At 39.7% G+C, this 15,730-nt stretch carries 11 protein-coding genes and 1 pseudogene; 9 read left to right on the plus strand and 3 right to left on the minus strand.

Going from position 1 to position 15,730, the window contains the following annotated elements; all coding sequences use genetic code 11:
- Positions 1-4 precede the first annotated feature (4 nt).
- The 6 genes from ACUN2T_RS06585 (at position 5) to ACUN2T_RS06610 (ending at position 4,283) form a co-directional block, all read left to right on the plus strand.
- On the plus strand, positions 5-877 hold the full coding sequence (locus tag ACUN2T_RS06585) for a YopD family type III secretion system translocon subunit (protein WP_445496791.1): 873 nt from the start codon (positions 5-7) through the stop codon (positions 875-877).
- A gap of 412 nt (positions 878-1,289) precedes the next feature.
- Positions 1,290-1,733, plus strand: coding sequence for a type III secretion system chaperone (locus ACUN2T_RS06590; RefSeq protein ID WP_445496793.1), 444 nt, complete (start codon positions 1,290-1,292; stop codon positions 1,731-1,733).
- Positions 1,730-1,963 carry a T3SS regulon translocated regulator ExsE family protein gene (locus ACUN2T_RS06595; RefSeq protein ID WP_445496794.1) on the plus strand — a complete coding sequence of 78 codons (234 nt, stop codon included), beginning with the start codon at positions 1,730-1,732 and terminating at the stop codon, positions 1,961-1,963. The genes ACUN2T_RS06590 and ACUN2T_RS06595 overlap by 4 nt, the downstream gene beginning before the upstream one ends.
- Complete coding sequence (locus ACUN2T_RS06600; protein ID WP_445496796.1) at positions 1,960-2,349, plus strand: YscW family type III secretion system pilotin; 390 nt, start codon at positions 1,960-1,962, stop codon at positions 2,347-2,349. The genes ACUN2T_RS06595 and ACUN2T_RS06600 overlap by 4 nt, the downstream gene beginning before the upstream one ends.
- A 127-nt stretch (positions 2,350-2,476) precedes the next feature.
- Complete coding sequence (locus tag ACUN2T_RS06605) at positions 2,477-3,361, plus strand: IS982 family transposase (RefSeq protein WP_445494444.1); 885 nt, start codon at positions 2,477-2,479, stop codon at positions 3,359-3,361.
- A gap of 475 nt (positions 3,362-3,836) precedes the next feature.
- Positions 3,837-4,283, plus strand: coding sequence for an alpha/beta fold hydrolase (locus tag ACUN2T_RS06610; protein ID WP_445496797.1), 447 nt, complete (start codon positions 3,837-3,839; stop codon positions 4,281-4,283).
- Between the two features lie 13 nt (positions 4,284-4,296).
- On the opposite strand, the gene ACUN2T_RS06615 is transcribed toward ACUN2T_RS06610, so the two are convergent.
- Entirely contained in the window at positions 4,297-7,536 is a 3,240-nt protein-coding gene (locus tag ACUN2T_RS06615; RefSeq protein WP_445496799.1) for a Tn3 family transposase, read from the minus strand.
- A gap of 351 nt (positions 7,537-7,887) precedes the next feature.
- Positions 7,888-11,712, minus strand: coding sequence for a YobI family P-loop NTPase (locus ACUN2T_RS06620; protein WP_445496801.1), 3,825 nt, complete (start codon positions 11,710-11,712; stop codon positions 7,888-7,890).
- 169 nt (positions 11,713-11,881) lie between these two features.
- Here ACUN2T_RS06620 and ACUN2T_RS06625 point away from each other — a divergent pair.
- The 3 genes and pseudogenes from ACUN2T_RS06625 to ACUN2T_RS06635 all read left to right on the plus strand — a co-directional run bounded on the left by ACUN2T_RS06625 (position 11,882) and on the right by ACUN2T_RS06635 (position 14,583).
- Positions 11,882-12,579 (plus strand): IS1 family transposase gene (locus ACUN2T_RS06625; RefSeq protein ID WP_445496803.1). Its coding sequence is split into 2 segments (ribosomal slippage): positions 11,882-12,131 and positions 12,131-12,579, totalling 699 coding nucleotides; the frame shifts between segments, so codons are not numbered across the junction.
- Positions 12,580-12,628: 49 nt separating this feature from the next.
- Positions 12,629-13,592, plus strand: a pseudogene (locus tag ACUN2T_RS06630) (condensation domain-containing protein).
- A gap of 196 nt (positions 13,593-13,788) precedes the next feature.
- On the plus strand, positions 13,789-14,583 hold the full coding sequence (locus ACUN2T_RS06635; protein WP_445496804.1) for an AMP-binding protein: 795 nt from the start codon (positions 13,789-13,791) through the stop codon (positions 14,581-14,583).
- Positions 14,584-14,587: 4 nt separating this feature from the next.
- Here ACUN2T_RS06635 and ACUN2T_RS06640 read toward each other — a convergent pair whose 3' ends face one another.
- Positions 14,588-15,628 carry an IS630-like element ISPlu16 family transposase gene (locus tag ACUN2T_RS06640; protein ID WP_445493697.1) on the minus strand — a complete coding sequence of 347 codons (1,041 nt, stop codon included), beginning with the start codon at positions 15,626-15,628 and terminating at the stop codon, positions 14,588-14,590.
- Between the last annotated feature and the right edge of the window lie 102 nt (positions 15,629-15,730).

Here is a 15,730-nt window from a genome sequence, read left to right on the forward strand (position 1 = left end):
AAAGATGAATACTATTGATAGCTTCAACGTTTCTCAGGCGATCACTTTCAGCAACACAACTGATGTTGTTATTGATAAAAATTCTGCGGTAACAATACATGAAGCAGCTATCCAGCAGTCGGAAAAAACCGGGCGTATGGATAAGGTTGATTTGATTGCACCACGACAGAGACTTGATTTCAGTCGGTTAGATAATGTCAAGCAAGAATTGACTGGCACACTGGATATGATGTCGCTGCTTTTTGAGATTGCCAGGAAGATGCGTGAATTGGGTATCTTGCAGCGTGATACTGAAAACAAGGCAACTATTAATGCTCAGAAGTCACAAGTAGATGAGATGCGTCATAGTGCCAAGCTGACGATTGCTATGGCTGTTGTTTCAGGTGTAATGGCATTTGGTTCAGCATTGATAGGGGGCTTCTCTGCTTTTAAAAATAGTCAGTCGATTAAACAGCAGAAGACGCTGGACAATAATATTGCTGGCCGTAAAGAATTAATCGACGTCAAGATGCAACAGTCAGGTAAAAGTAGTGATGCAGATCGGGCAGCGATTGGTAAAGTATGGGATACAGCGCAAGATGCTGACAAGAATGCTCTGAAATCTCTTACACTGGTTTTTGATAATCGTAACAGCAAGCAGCAGATCTCCAGTTCGGTGATGAACGGTTTAAGAGATATGTCTAATAATGCAGTGCAGGTAGAACAAGGACTTTCTCAGGCCAAAGCCAAGGAACATGAAGTCGATGCGTCTGTTGCCCAGCACGAAAAACAAAAGAGTGAAGATCAGATCTCATTGAATAACAACTTTATGAAAGATATTTTGCAATTGCTGCAACAACTCTCTCAGAGTGAGGTTCAAGTATTACGTACGGTGTAATGCTGGTAGCAGATAAATGTTGATATTGTAGATATGAGCGCCCTAGGAAGGGGCGCTCAAGCTATTAATAATGCTTTGGTTTTTGGATCAGGGCTTTGATTTACCAAGGTTAGTGTAAAAATAAGCTGACCAAGAAAACTTATCCCACGATAGTATTTCATTTGAAATGGTTATCTTCGTAGGACATCTTACAGAGCAAAATGTGTTACAGAAAAAGTATCCATTTATGATCCGGTGTTTGGTTTTTGATAATCACTGGGGTGACCTTTTTATTAAAAGAACTGCCTTTTAGTGACAGAGGTACAAAAGATGATAATAGTAAACTAATCCCCTTTTCTGCGGGAGTAACCCGTTTGCTTAACCGCGCGGTAACTTCGAGTTTACCTGATTTCCTTCTCTGCGGGAGTAATCCATGGATGTGATAGCTATCATCAACCAAGTTTTGGCTGACTTTGCTGCCAAATTTGGCTTGCCACACTTAGCGTTAAATCATGAAGGTGTGGCTGCTCTCTGTTTTGATGAGCATCTTAACCTCTCTTTGATCTTCATTCCTGAACGTGACCAATTCGTTTTACAGGTAGATGTTGCTGATATCACTGCGGTCGGGGAGGGAATTTTTCGTCAATTAGCCAGTTTTAATCGTCATTGGTATCAGTTTGATCTTCACTTTGGTTTTGATGAGTCTACTCTGATGGTGCAGCTTTATCGGCAAATGTCAGCCAGTCGGCTGAATCTGGCTGCTTTTGAAGAGAGCCTTTCGAGTATGTTAGATCATGCCGAGTTTTGGCAGGAGTTATTGCAGGCTCAACTTCCGACTGACTCTCAACTGAGTAACTCTCTGGGAATGCGAGTATGAAAATTGATAATTCATTGCCTATGCATTTAACAAACGTATCTCATGAGAATGACAATCTTTGTTGCGGTCGCCGGGTTATACCTGGACATGTACCGCAAAATGTTCATGAACCGCTTGCTGTGGTATTGAGTAGAGGTCTTGTAATAGAGTTGGAACATGAGACAGCATTACAGCGTTTGTTGGATGGGCAGCATACCCCATTATCACAACGTAGAATCAGCTTGTTATGATCAAAATAGGGCTGGCATTGCTGTGTTTGCTGATTACCGGATGTGTCAGTGAGGTAATCAAGAATGACGCATCACCGCTGATTGAGGGGGATGTAACCATGCCAATTTCTCTGCCCAGAACAGCAAACGTTGAGCTGTCATTGCTTACGGTTGTTGAAGGAAAAGTATTGACAGTGGGTGAGATGAACTATCGCCTGGATATGTTACCTTTCACTTTTTCTATGCGTTTAAATCCACAATTTTCCCATGATAAGTTGTTTCTAAGAGCTCGCCTACGTTGGGATAGGAAACAAGCCGTACAGGCAAAGAGCCAACAACGAATCGTGGCAGGAAAAAGAATTGTAGTGCAATTGTCTCCTTTATTTTGTTATCCAGAGTGTCTATAAGCCTGAGTAGTCAATATCTTGGGCTATTTAATTTAACCTGAGCTTCGCTTAAGGGAAGGGAACTAAAGTGCCTGAGGCACGATCAAAGTTTTTGCTAAAGAAAACAAAATCGTGGAGACCCTCAGGCATGGTTAATTTAGAAGAACTTTACTGCTGCGTCGATGACTTTTGCCAAAAATTTATTCCTCTCTGGCATCAACAACTCATTGAACATGGATTACGTAAACGACACCGGGAGGCATCTCTTTCTCTCAGTGAAGTCATGATGATCCTCATTTTATTTCATATGAGTCATTATCGTGATTTTAAAACATTTTATATTGAACATGTAAAACAATATCTTACAGCCGATTTCCCCGGATTAGTCAGCTATACGCGTATCCTCACCCTGAAAAAAAGGGCGCTTATTCCTTTATGCGCTTTTCTTTCATCACGTAAGGCACAAACTCAAGGAATTGCTTTTATTGATTCCACCAAAATTGCTGTTTGTCACAATCGTCGTATTCCTCGTCATCGCGTATTTGAAGGGATGGCACAACGAGGTAAAACGAGCACAGGCTGGTTTTATGGCTTTAAACTTCATTTGGTTATCAATGATTGCGGTGAATTGTTAGCCGTGAAACTCACCGCAGGAAACCAGGATGATCGTCAGCCAGTCAGCGCGTTGACAAAAGGACTCACAGGCTGTTTGTATGGGGATAAAGGGTATTTGTCCCAGGCTTTATGCGATGAGTTAGAAGCGGAAGGTGTCACGTTAATCACCAATGTCCGGAGTAACATGAAAGCCAAAGCATTATCTCTCTGGGATAGGTTGATGTTAAGACGGCGATTTTTGATAGAAACGGTCGTCGACCAGCTCAAAAATATTTCTCAGATAGAACATTCAAGGCATCGCAGTCAGCTCGGTTTTTTGTTAGAAGTTGCTGCCGGTCTTATTGCTTATACATTCCAGCCTAAAAAACCGAGCTTGAATCTACGGGATAATGAGATCGCTATCTTTAAACGAAGCTGAGGTTAATTTACATTATTTTATGTTGAATAATTTTATGGGATATTTTTTGTCTATATAATTTAGTTGATTTTCGAGGTTAAATATTTATAAGGTAATGAATTTTATAATTTTACGATAAGAATTTAATAGCCCCACCCCTAATATATTGTGAAATCCATTTAATCAGAGATGGGATAAGAATAGTCGCTGTAATAATATATGATGCTGAGTTCTATATGTTAAATAAATTCATGAATTGGTGACTACGATGTTTTGAATGCCAATTGTTCTGACTTAATCACTTGGTTGCCTCATAATTATTATGGTAAATAACTCGACATCTAACGTTGATGGTGAGGATTATATGATTAATGTATCAAACGGTTATTAGTGTAGCATTGTTCATTTTTTGTTATCATTTGGTATGTAAATTGCGTACAACACTGAAAAAGAAACCCAGAATGGTATCTATAATCTCTTTACTGAGGATAGGATTATGAGTCAATTTCACTGCAATAATATAACAATAGATTACAATGACACTGGCATCGGTCCAATAACATTACTACTGCTTCCTGGATGGTGTGAACCTAAAACGGTTTTTCTTCCATTTGAAGTGTTATCTGCGGAAACTTTCAGAGTAATTAGTTTGGATTGGCGTAATCATGGATTGTCCTCACAATCGGCATTGCCATTAACACCAGAGATGTTGTTAAATGATGTTGTTTCTTTTATTAATTCATTAGATATAGAACAGCTTATATTGGTCTCAGTTGCTCATGCCAGTTGGATTGCTACCGATATAGCAGAGATAATGCCAGAGAGGGTATCTGCACTTGTATTTCTTGATTGGATTATGACTAATCCTGATCCTGCATTTTTTCAGTCAATTAGCGATATACAAGGGGTTCTGTGGAACACCCCCCAGATCTGTAAACTTTGAGAGAAAATCCTGATTAGTCATCCCGCCAAAAATGTTGTTTCAGGTGAGATTCCAATATCCTTGCCATCGCTTCTACATCAATTTTCCCGTGATTTCTCTTAAAATTGTATCGTCCCGTGAACAACGTGTGTGTCCAGGCAATCGGCGAAATTCGCGTAAACTCATCAATAATTTCTTGAGGGACACCGTTGGCCTGCATCTTCTGGTAGACCGCATTCAGGATCATACTGTTGTAGGCAATAATGCAGTTGGCAACCAATCTGGCCGCATGGGCACTGACCCGGTTTTCAACGATTTTTTTGCCCTTGAAGATACCGTTGTAAGTTTTTCGGATGTTACTTTGGAGCTGATGATAGGCTTCCGTGCGGTTTCGGGCACTTCGGATCGCTTTTCTGAGTGCCATATTATCAATCAGATTGAGGACATGAGTGCTCTTGAAGATGGCATTATATTCAAACAACGCCGCTTTTAATCTGGCGTAACGGGCATGAGAGTTCAGTTTGCGGATGATATTGCTCTGGGTATTTTCCTGCATGATCAATGAAAGCAAGATACGCAGAACGCCTCGCCGCTGAGAGCGGATACGTTCGACATCAATCACCCCTTTGGGCTTAAGGATACCGGTATCGTAATCCAGGGAGGTAGCTGAATAAATATCGTCAGCGGCGTGACGCACATTCTTGATGCTGGGTACATAATCCACATCAATGGAATCCAGCGTGACAAAATTCAGCTTGTTCAAGGAGTGGTTATCTCCTGTCACCATATGGATATCAATCTCCGTTTTATTGTTGTAAATCATGTCGTACAGCGAATGGCCTTCGTACTCGTTCAGGCCGATATTTTTCGCATTCACCGCCACGTAATTGGCGAGCAGTGTGTAGAGCGAGATACCACGGCCTTTACCCAGATACTTTCTGGAATAACGGGATTGTATCGTACTGTCCGTGGTCGCAAACTTTTGCCCGTCTGCATCAGCCAATAGTTTGTTATCCATGAGGTTCCACTGTTTGAAGATTGCCAGTGAATGAATATGATTACTGACGATTTCATTGGCCGCACAAAGTGTATCAACCCGGATAAAATCCTCTCGTACAGCGCGAAGCTGGCTGAGTTCTAAATCTGACATATCGGCCATTTTCAACGCACCAAACCCAAAGGCTTCTGACAGCAAACAGGCATTAATTGCCAACGGTAGCGGTTTTTTCCGCTTGGTATAGCGATCTTTCAGGTGAGTAAATCCACGCCACAGATCAGTCAACTCACCGATGAACATGACAATATTAGCAATATCGACTTTGGGTAAGTTTTTGAAAAAAGCATCGTCCAGTTTTTCAACGCTGTCATAGCGCAGGCTCCAGTGTTGTTGTCCGGTTTTGGTTTCACGAACATAAAAGCCGGGATTGTTATTTGCACGAATATTGTGGGTCGTTCTCTCCCAGGCTTCATTCAGTCCCTGTAGCGCTTCATCAAGACGCTGGTCACAGTAAACAGGGAGGCGGGAATAACCAAACTCCACCGCGATCTTTTCAACGTTATCGACCAGCGCATCGTCAACCAGATCGGTATCAATATCACAGTACGAGACACTGTCATTGCAATACAGACGGCCCCGCTCAATCTCATGGAGAACCTTTAAATAGACAAAAAATTCAAATAAATACGGATCAATTCGGGTGTCCGAGGGTTTCCGCTTCAGGTAGATATTCATACTTTTGGGAAGGGTGAATCCCAGCTCATCACAGATTTTTAAAGCGGAGGGACTTTTACCGCTGGCATAATGTGTTTTCAACATAGGAATCAGTTCGCCGATTTCACTGTTTTTCTTGTAATATTCAAGTTTTACCCGGGTAAATATCGGACGCAGATACAATGAGAGCAAGCGGGAGGACTTACCGTAGTATTCCCACAACGCTGCCTTCTTATCAAAAGATTTACCTTCCAAAAATTCTGCCATGACTGAAAATTGTTCTTTAGGGAGCATACTGAACGCCACTTCATCCAGTTCAGCCTGACTCATGTTTGGGTTCCGCTCTGGAAACCATTTCAGAAACTTTGCCAGTCCGGGAAAGTCCGTGACAACTTTGGCACTGTGCTCCATGTGGGCTATCGACGCATAAATTTTACCCGCATCCATGATAGCCCGCGTGTGATAACAAAAACTCACAATCAGATTATCCATGATCTGCTGATAGCGGTGATAGACGAAACACAAGGCCTGTAGCCATTGTTGTGTTTTGCTCAGTCTGCGCAACCGGGAAGCAGCATATTGTTCGGCTATTTCCGCATAGTAACGGATGGCATTTTTTGACAACATAAGAGAAGGCAGAAAGTCTCTGGCAAACCGATAAAGATCTTCAATGCGTAATGCCTTGTCTACTTCCATTCTGACGGCGGTGTACTGAAAATCCTTTTGGTCGGCACGGATAATATTGAGGACGGTGATACCGTCATCCCGCTGTACTAACGCGGAAAGTTGCTCAGTAATTGCGGCAGGCAACAAGGAAACTGCTGCATTCAGGCGATTTTCCTCCACAATAAAGGCGTGGCTGAAAATATCCTGGAGTATTCGGTAGGACGGGAGCATCAATTTTTGATGCTCAAAGTATGCCAGCAGTTGACGAAACGCACTGTGCCCTTTGGGATAGTAACGCAACAAATAAGCGAGATGAGATTCTATTTCAGCTGTATATTGCGGAGACCAGTTTCGGTAACCAAAAAGCGAGAGTATAGCCTGCCGCTGGCTGCGCCTGTATTTTCGGGAGAGTGAACCTGTGAACCGGGCCGCATTAGTATCGCTATAATACGTGGTCACAATATACTGAACATCCTGGCTGACCTTATCAAGTGATAGGTTGAAAAACTGTTGTTTCGCCTTGAAATAGCCCAGTTGCAGGATGAAATGGATACGAGTCTGGGTATTGCGAAACTGTTCGAGAACAACCCGTTCTGCCGGGCTTAAGGAAAAATACAGGATTTGTTCGTGATCATTGAAAAACACATCGGCCGGTGTCAGCGCCAGCGCTTCATTGATGCGGGCGCCGGTATTCCACAACGTCTCGATCAGCATGCGCTGACGCAGATCGGGCAGGTAGTCGAGCAGCACCGCAATTTCCGGCGCCAGCAGGTAGCGGGGCACATCCAGATCGGCGGCAATGGCCATTTCGCGTAGCCGGACGGCACGCGCAAAGCCGCCAGGCAGACTGATCGCGCTACGTGAATTCTGTCCCATCTCGAGGGGGATGATACTCAATTTTTCATTCTCCGCACTCTGTGCACTTTCCAGCCTTCAAAAGCCACCCTCCGGCCGAACCGGCCAGGGTTTTGCCTTGGCTATCGCCTCAGACCACTATTGTGCCGTGCTGGCAGCGGCGCAGTGAAGCCGAATAAATCGGTGATCGGTCAGGACAGCATCGCATAAAAATTGGGTAAAAAACGAAATGTGCGTAAAAAACGCATCTTATACCGACGCCTGTTTGCACTGGCTTGACTTAAGGGAAACGGAGATTTGCACTAACCTTCTGTTATCAGAGGGTAAATCAGGCGAACAGCGGTCGGGCAGGGTGGTTGGGGAGTCCAGCGGAAATCCCCAACCAGACAGGTATCAGCTGTTGCCTGTTTCCTGACGCGATTTTTTGCGACAGATAACAGAATACTTTCCATCTTGACGGGACGACCATTCGACGATGAGTTCACTCTCCTGCAAGGCCAACATAAAGGACTCTGCTTCCTTATTGTTACTCAATGTCAGGGTGGCTGTCTGCTGGCTGAATAACTTCCTGTATTCGGTTTCATCTAACTCAGACACCATGTCTGCAATATCAGCCCTGCCAATGTCTTTGTACATGAGAAGCCTGATTATAAGGCTGATTTTCAGACTATCGCTAGGTGATAGTTTAACCATCATCTTAATCACGTCACTGGATAGTTTTAAACTATCCAAGAAAGAGTCACTATACGTAGTGTTATATTTTAACAGTAACTCTGCCTTTTCCTTCACGCTAAAATCAGACGAACTGCATATTTCTGACAGCAAGTCTTCAAGTAAGACGGCGTCATCATCAGCACGAAGATAAAAGTCCGTGTTACTCAGAAACTCATTTTTATACTGTATAAACCAGCACAGGAAAGTTCTGCACTCCGAATCATCCGTTAGTACGTCAAATAGGCCTATTACTTTATTGAAGGACTCATGATTTAAACAGACTTTGTTATTTACCACAATTCTATGGAAATTACTGAAACTCAGCCTTTCATCCCACCATTTCTCGTTAATTATTATGGAAGTTAAAATCGACGCATAAGCATTATCACTGATATCATCATTGCAGATAACTTTCATATAAAGAAGATCGTACTTATCCCCGTCAACCAGATCAACATGCTGATTACTCAGCTCAGTCGCATTTTTATTGATATAGTTGGACAGTACGGAAATATTACATTCTTCATAGATATAGGCCAGAAGAGGTTTCCAGTCAGGCTCGACATGATCATACTGGTAGAATAAATCGTGCCAAGAAACCCCCTCCAGTCCAACGTCTACTGCTTCATTAAACAAGTGCAGGTCAGGCAAAGTAAACTGTATTTTTTCCAGGATCTTAACCTTTACCTTATTACTGAGAGAAGGGTACTGGAGCAGGCCGACAATTGTTTCGCTTTTCTCTTCTGAACCGATAAAAATCTCCAGTGCAAATGCATCTGTATTATCTTCAATAGCGGCTTTAACATTTGACAACTTATAATCAGCAACCAGTGAAAGTGGATGGGCATCAACACTCTCACAGGTAACTTTATCATCCTCAATCAAACCTGCTACCACGGTTCTGAAATTGGCTTTGTCAAAGCGATACATTTCATTATCAGCAACAAAGCGTAAAGCATTGTGCTCCAAGAGTGTGACCGGAAGGGTAACATGATCGTAGACCACACCGAGCTTCAGAATGTTGTCCATAAATGGTTTGAACGTTTCTGAGTTTAGTTGTGAGACCAGCTTATATCCGCTGTCTTCAACAAACTTCCTGTATTGTTCGCGATCCTCTGAAGTATTTATATCCACAAACGCAACCATATTTATAATTATTTTTGTCTGTATTTCGTCTGATTCCCTGCCTTCAATAAGGGATAGCATCCTGTCAAGATAACGGTTCTTTTCCATAGAGACAACAATAAATGATTTAAATGATTCCTGCTGAGTGAATTTCGAATCCAGTATATCGAAAATAGAAATAACCTCATCAGAATTTCTTTCGAAAATCTTTGAAATTATACCGGAAAGATGACGCTCATTTACTGTATTCTGCTTATTCATCATATAAGTCACAAGCTGATGATGAATGGCACCTTCACGGTAAATGTAATTCTGTTCTATAAGTTCTGAAAGAACTTCCTTTTCATCATCAAGTGAAAAACTGTCATTAACCTCTTTACAACCTGTAAAACGACCGACTGCTTTGATGTAGTCATTATCATTAACAGAAATAGTTCCTTCATGAAAGATGGACCGGAACATCATGTAGTCCTGCATGATGTAACCATTCGTCAGCAGGTAGTAAAGAGCCTCAAATCCACCACGCCGAAAACCTGTACGAACCGTCTCCAGTTGCTTCTCATCAAGGATATCTGGATCTTTGCATTTCTCGATGTAATCTTGAGCTATTACTTTGAATTTTTCCTCGCCTATCATTGTTATTAAATCAGCAATGGTGATAGAGTTCCTTATTCTTATCTTCTCTTTAACCTCATTCAGCTCAACTGCTGTTCTTTTGTATTCTTTTATTCTATCTGTAGAAACAAGTTTAGCGCGCTCATTATATTCATCGATTACATTGTCTGCTTCTGCTCTATAGTAATGATAGTTCCCGTAGTTCTGATTATGATAGCCTATATACACGGAATAATCTGAACCAAAGAATTTTAAAAAACAATCTTCACTTTCATACAATTGTCCTGGTTGACAACTATCTGTTCCTTGGCGACCACCATATTGATCATGTGCAAAGTTCAATATGGGCCATAATGGCTTTGAAATATATCGGCAAATAATTTCCAATCTAACATCAGCAGCAGATGACGCTGATTCTTTTTTTAACCGTTCAAGTTTAGCATGAAGATCATCCTTATCTTCATCCAAAGACTTAAAATACTCTTTATGAAGTTTTTTCAGTCGGTAATCTCTTACGATTGAATACAGAACCCCTGAATTTTTATCAGTTAAGTTATAATCCTGAGCATAAATATTCTTGTAAAATATAATCGCAAAAATTTTAGCTTCATTTTTATTTTCATCAACTATTCGTCTGAATAGGTTAAATTCATTGGCAATATTTTGTAAAGACCTCATATCACTTATATAAAGTGACGTCTGCTTAAGAAGAACATCATGCCTGATGGGGAAATTTTTTAGTATATTTTTCAGATGGGTATAAGCGTTTCGCGCATCCAGCACGGGAACGACCGGAAGAATGAAATCAAAAAACTTGGTCCGGATGTCAGAGCCAAGAAATATATCATCTCTGCATGCATAGACAAATCTGACGGGATTGTTCCTTAGATTGTTATTAACTATTTGGTTAATCTCACGAAGTTTAACGAAAACTTCAGTATTACCAAGTCTATCCAGATCCTCAAACACCACAATTTTGTTATTTGAACGAGAAAAGAAATAGACTATTTCATCAAGACAGTTATTAAGCAGTGAGGAGGATTCCTGCTGAGCCACCTCGGCACTAGCCTGAAGAAAAGCTAACTTGCTTAACTTTAATTTCTTATCAAAGATACCAGCCTTTGAAGCAACCCGGACGATAAAAAAAAGAGTTATAAAAGCCAGTATTATACTACACCATAAACGCTCTGGATAAGCATTATTCACAAGATAAATGATTGAGTCACTAGCGCCGAAGGATGATAATATCCTTTTCGGAAAAACTGACAGACAGAATAAAAATAATGGGAATGCTATGCTGGCTGATGTTACAAAAAGCGAAACGACGTGATTTAAATCCCTGCTTTGAATTCTGTCAACCCGTGAGTCAGGAAGATTATCTTTATTTTCTTTATACAGGATTTGCTGAAGAATACTTAATTCAATTTCAGCATTCTCTGGCGGCTTTTCATCTTTTTTCCCCGATATTGAAAAATCTGCTAAAGAGACATTTATATAGTCTTTTTTAAGTTTAGCAGTCAGGTATGAAAGTATAACCGTACTTTTACCAGCCCCGTAGGGTCCCGTTATGGCAATGTTTTTTACATCTCTCTTTGAGAATGCGAAATCCAGCGCCTTGAAGTACTCATCCATACGGCTATCAGTTATTATTTTTGGTGTCAGCGAACCATAGACTTCCTCGCTCTGATTTTTCGTTCCAATTATATCGTGCAGATTACTTTTCAAATCACTAAATATTTTTTTTAAACGTTCCAGTATTATCATTCCCGCTCCTTACTGCTGGCAGATATTCTGTACGACTCTATAAAAAATGTCTGTCTTCATTAACCATCATATATTTTTTTTCGGGTTAATTCAGAAGCTGCTCATGGTGGTCATGCTCCCAATGATTAGATATTGTGGTAAACTCCCCGCTTTTTATTATGGGTGAGATATGGCTAAAGTGGATGTGGTTTGCCGTTACTGTCACAAAGCGGAAGAGGTGAAAGGACATGGAAAAGGGCGTACTGGGCATCCCCGCTATCACTGCTATGGGTGCCGTAAAACTTTTCAACTGGACTACACCTATCAAGCCTGTCACCCCGGCATGAAAGAGCGGATTGTGGATATGGCCATGAATAACTCGGGGGTTAGGGACACCGCTCGCGTCCTGAAAGTCGGCATTAACACGGTCATTCGCACATTAAAAAGCTCACGCCAAGAAACGTAACCATACTGCCGCTGGCGGGAAGTGACATTCAGATTATCTGTGAAATAGACGAGCAATGGGCATTTGTCGGTAGCAAGAAGAATCAGCGCTGGCTCTGGTACGCCTGGGAACCCCGTATGAAACGGATAGTGGCGCATGTGTTTGGTGATCGCAGCAGGAAAACGCTGGAAAAATTACTGGCGTTTCTGTCCCCTTTTAATATCCGGTTTTACTGTACAGATGATTATGCTGTTTACGATAGCCTTCCTGAAGGAAAACACCTCACCGGAAAGAAATTTACCCAACGTATCGAGAGAACCAATCTCACCCTCCGTATCCGCCTAAAAAGGCTGAATCGAAAAACGATAGGTTATTCCAAATCCGAAAAGATACACGATAAAATGATAGGAACGTTCATTGAAACAGAATACTACTTTTTCTAAACGATCTAACTATTGGGTTCATGACCGGAATTGTAATGTTTCATTTTCTATGTATTTCGAAGGTGCTAATTTTTCTATTGACAATATGAAATCTGCCATTGATTTATTGATATTACGCCATGAGTTAATGCGAACTTCATTTAAGACTCATGAGAATAAAATAGAACTAATACGAAATATAAAAAATGAAGTATCTATTGAACTTTCCGTACAAGATATAAAAGAAAAAGATATTATTGAATATATAAAAAGTCATGCGAACTGTCCCATTGATATAATTGATGACTTTTTGATTAAATTTAGTATATTGCGTATAAATAAATCAAAACATATAATGGTAGTTTGTATTCATAAAATAATTTCAGATAGCTTATCTATAAATATAATAATTAGAGACTTGCGTGAATTATATTATTCTATATCAAATAATAAAAAAGATAAATTACCTCCTTTAATTTTTCAGTATTCTGATTATGTTGCTATAGAACAAAAAAAATTATCTTGAAGATATATTATATTGGAATGAACAAATTTCTGGTTATCAAAATAATTTATCTCTTCCTTATGACCATGTACATACCTCTGCTAGAGTGTGGCGTTCAGCCACTTATCATTACTCATACTCATGCAAATTAAAAAATACTGTTAAAAATTTTTGTTTGTCAAACAATACGAATTTATTTATAGGATTAATGACTAGCTTAACTATAGTCTTATATCAATATAGTAAAAAAAATGATATTTTCATTGGTACGACAGTTACAGGTAGAAAATATGAAGAATTAAAAGATATAGTGGGTTTTTTTACCAATATACTACCTATAAGATTAGATTTTTCTAATAAATTGACAATTAAACAGTTATTAGAAAAAACTCATAAGGTAGCATTATGTAGTTTTGAACATCAAGAGTTAGTATTTGAACGTATAATTGAAGAGTCTAACAAAAAAAGAAATAATAACCATAGGTCATTAATTCCAATAATTATTTGCCTAAATAACTTTCCAAAATAGTGCTCCACTCCGTACAACGCTTTGTGTAGCAAGGGCTGTGCGCTATGCATAGCAGAGAGATAAGTTAATGCTGCCTATCAAGCATCAGACTTGCACTACTCGGACATTAATCAAATAGACCAACTGTATCGGTATTATGAAAAGCTATTTAGATACCACTTCTATATCTAACAATATAAATTGGTCAGATAATCTTATGATGAATAAAATTATCTTCAATAAAAATAAATTTACTGAGCATGAGCTTAACTGGAAGTTCTCTGAATGTTCAGATTCATTAGAATTAACTCTAGAATATGCAACAGATTTATTTACTGAAGAAACAATTAAACGAATGGTAAAGCATTATGAATTGGTTCTTGAGTATTTGGCGTTATTTTCTGATTTTTGTATTGATAATATAAATATGTTAAGTAATCAAGATAAAAAATTACTTACTTCAATCAATGGATCAGAAAATAAAATAGCAAAAAATAGTTTAATTAAACATTTCGAATTACAATCAATACATAATTCTGATAAACCATCATGTATCGGAACTACTATGATGGATTCTAACAAACTTTATAACAAAACATTGAGTTATTTGCAGCTCAACTCGCGTGCTAATCAAGTAGCTAGATGGTTAGTAGCTATGGGAGTAGAACGAGAAACAAGAGTAGCCGTCTATTGTGAAAGATCTATTGAATTAGTTATAAGTTTAATAGCTATTTTAAAGATTGGTGCTTGTTATGTTCCTGTTGACCCTCAATACCCATTAAGTTATAGAAACCATATCCTTAATGATGTTTGCCCAAAAGTTATTTTGACTATTGATTGCCTTACTAATGATATAGTAGAGATTAAAAAGAATAAGTTAACATTAGACTTAGATAAGAATGGTGTTTTTTTTAATATGGAACTATCCACCTTATCAGAAAATAACTTAGATATTATAGATATTATAGATATTATAGATATTATAGATATTATAGATATTATAGATAAATAAGATTTCATAATTGTGCTACACCCATTTTTTGTCTTCCTGGCTTTTGCTGTGATGAAAACGATGCCAAAAAGGCATCAACATAATTCAGTAACTGCCACATAAATTGACAACAATGATTTCGCGTTATTGTCTCATGGAGCGATTGCCATAACCGTTCTATTTTATTTAGCCACGGTGAATAGACCGGTAAAAACAACAGGGTAAATTTTGGATGTCGTGCCAGCCAGTCCTTTACCTTCTGACTTTTATGAATACAGTAGTTATCTAAGATTAATGTGAGGGTTTCCGCATGGGGATATTGATGATTCAGTTCATCTAACATTTTGATAAATAAATCAGAATTCTTTTTTACTCCTTTAACATAGGTGATTTGCTCTGTTTGGGCATTAAGGCAGCCCGCAAGGTAATGTTTTTCGTTTTTTCCCGGGGTGATAACCCGTTTTTGTTGTCCTTTGAAGCACCAGTCCGCGCCGATTTTCGGGTTTAAATCAATATCCACCTCATCTTCATAAAAAACGGGATGTTTTTCTGAAATGTTCGCTTTGGCTTCCGCGATCTTTGCCATTTTCTCATCGTATTCGGGATCAGGTTGTTTCACTGTGGGTGCCGCTCTACGCCAGACAATCCCCACCTGAGCAAAGTAACGATAAAGGACATTTTGCGTCAGAGAGAGGTTGAGTAATTCATTGAGGGTATGAGTCATGAGTTCAAGGCTCCAGCGAGAGCGGAGATAGCCTAACTTTTGGGGGGATTGCTGTAATAAGAAAAGTAAGAGGTTATAGAGCGGGGAGAGATCCCAGACAACAGGTCGGCCAACGGGTAAACTTTCGAGTCCTTCCAGCCCATATAATGTAAACCACTGAACCCAACGATTGACGGAAGAGCGTGCGGCATGAAGGGTCTTGGCGACATAAGTCACTGTCAATCCTTCATTGAGCATCAATAACGCCGTTAATCGACGGGAATAGTTCTTATCACGGGTTTTATGGATAAGTTTTCTCATTTTCTGGCATTCATCTTGAGGTATAGGTGCTATGATAGGCATCACTCAGTCCGTGTTGGGGTTTGGGATTTTTCGCAATTGATCAGATCGCAAAAATCGGACTGAGTTCCCTCCAAGTGATCTATTATTTTGAAAAGTTATTTA

The sequence above is a fragment of the Photorhabdus machadonis genome (genome assembly GCF_052657765.1).

Coding starts and splice junctions, on each gene's coding strand:
- ACUN2T_RS06595 (WP_445496794.1), top strand. CDS start 1,730: ATGAAAATTGATAATTCATTGCCTATGCATTTAACAAACGTATCTCAT.
- ACUN2T_RS06605 (WP_445494444.1), top strand. CDS start 2,477: ATGGTTAATTTAGAAGAACTTTACTGCTGCGTCGATGACTTTTGCCAA.
- ACUN2T_RS06600 (WP_445496796.1), top strand. CDS start 1,960: ATGATCAAAATAGGGCTGGCATTGCTGTGTTTGCTGATTACCGGATGT.
- ACUN2T_RS06640 (WP_445493697.1), bottom strand. CDS start 15,628: ATGCCTATCATAGCACCTATACCTCAAGATGAATGCCAGAAAATGAGA.
- ACUN2T_RS06590 (WP_445496793.1), top strand. CDS start 1,290: ATGGATGTGATAGCTATCATCAACCAAGTTTTGGCTGACTTTGCTGCC.
- ACUN2T_RS06620 (WP_445496801.1), bottom strand. CDS start 11,712: ATGATAATACTGGAACGTTTAAAAAAAATATTTAGTGATTTGAAAAGT.
- ACUN2T_RS06635 (WP_445496804.1), top strand. CDS start 13,789: ATGATGAATAAAATTATCTTCAATAAAAATAAATTTACTGAGCATGAG.
- ACUN2T_RS06610 (WP_445496797.1), top strand. CDS start 3,837: ATGAGTCAATTTCACTGCAATAATATAACAATAGATTACAATGACACT.
- ACUN2T_RS06585 (WP_445496791.1), top strand. CDS start 5: ATGAATACTATTGATAGCTTCAACGTTTCTCAGGCGATCACTTTCAGC.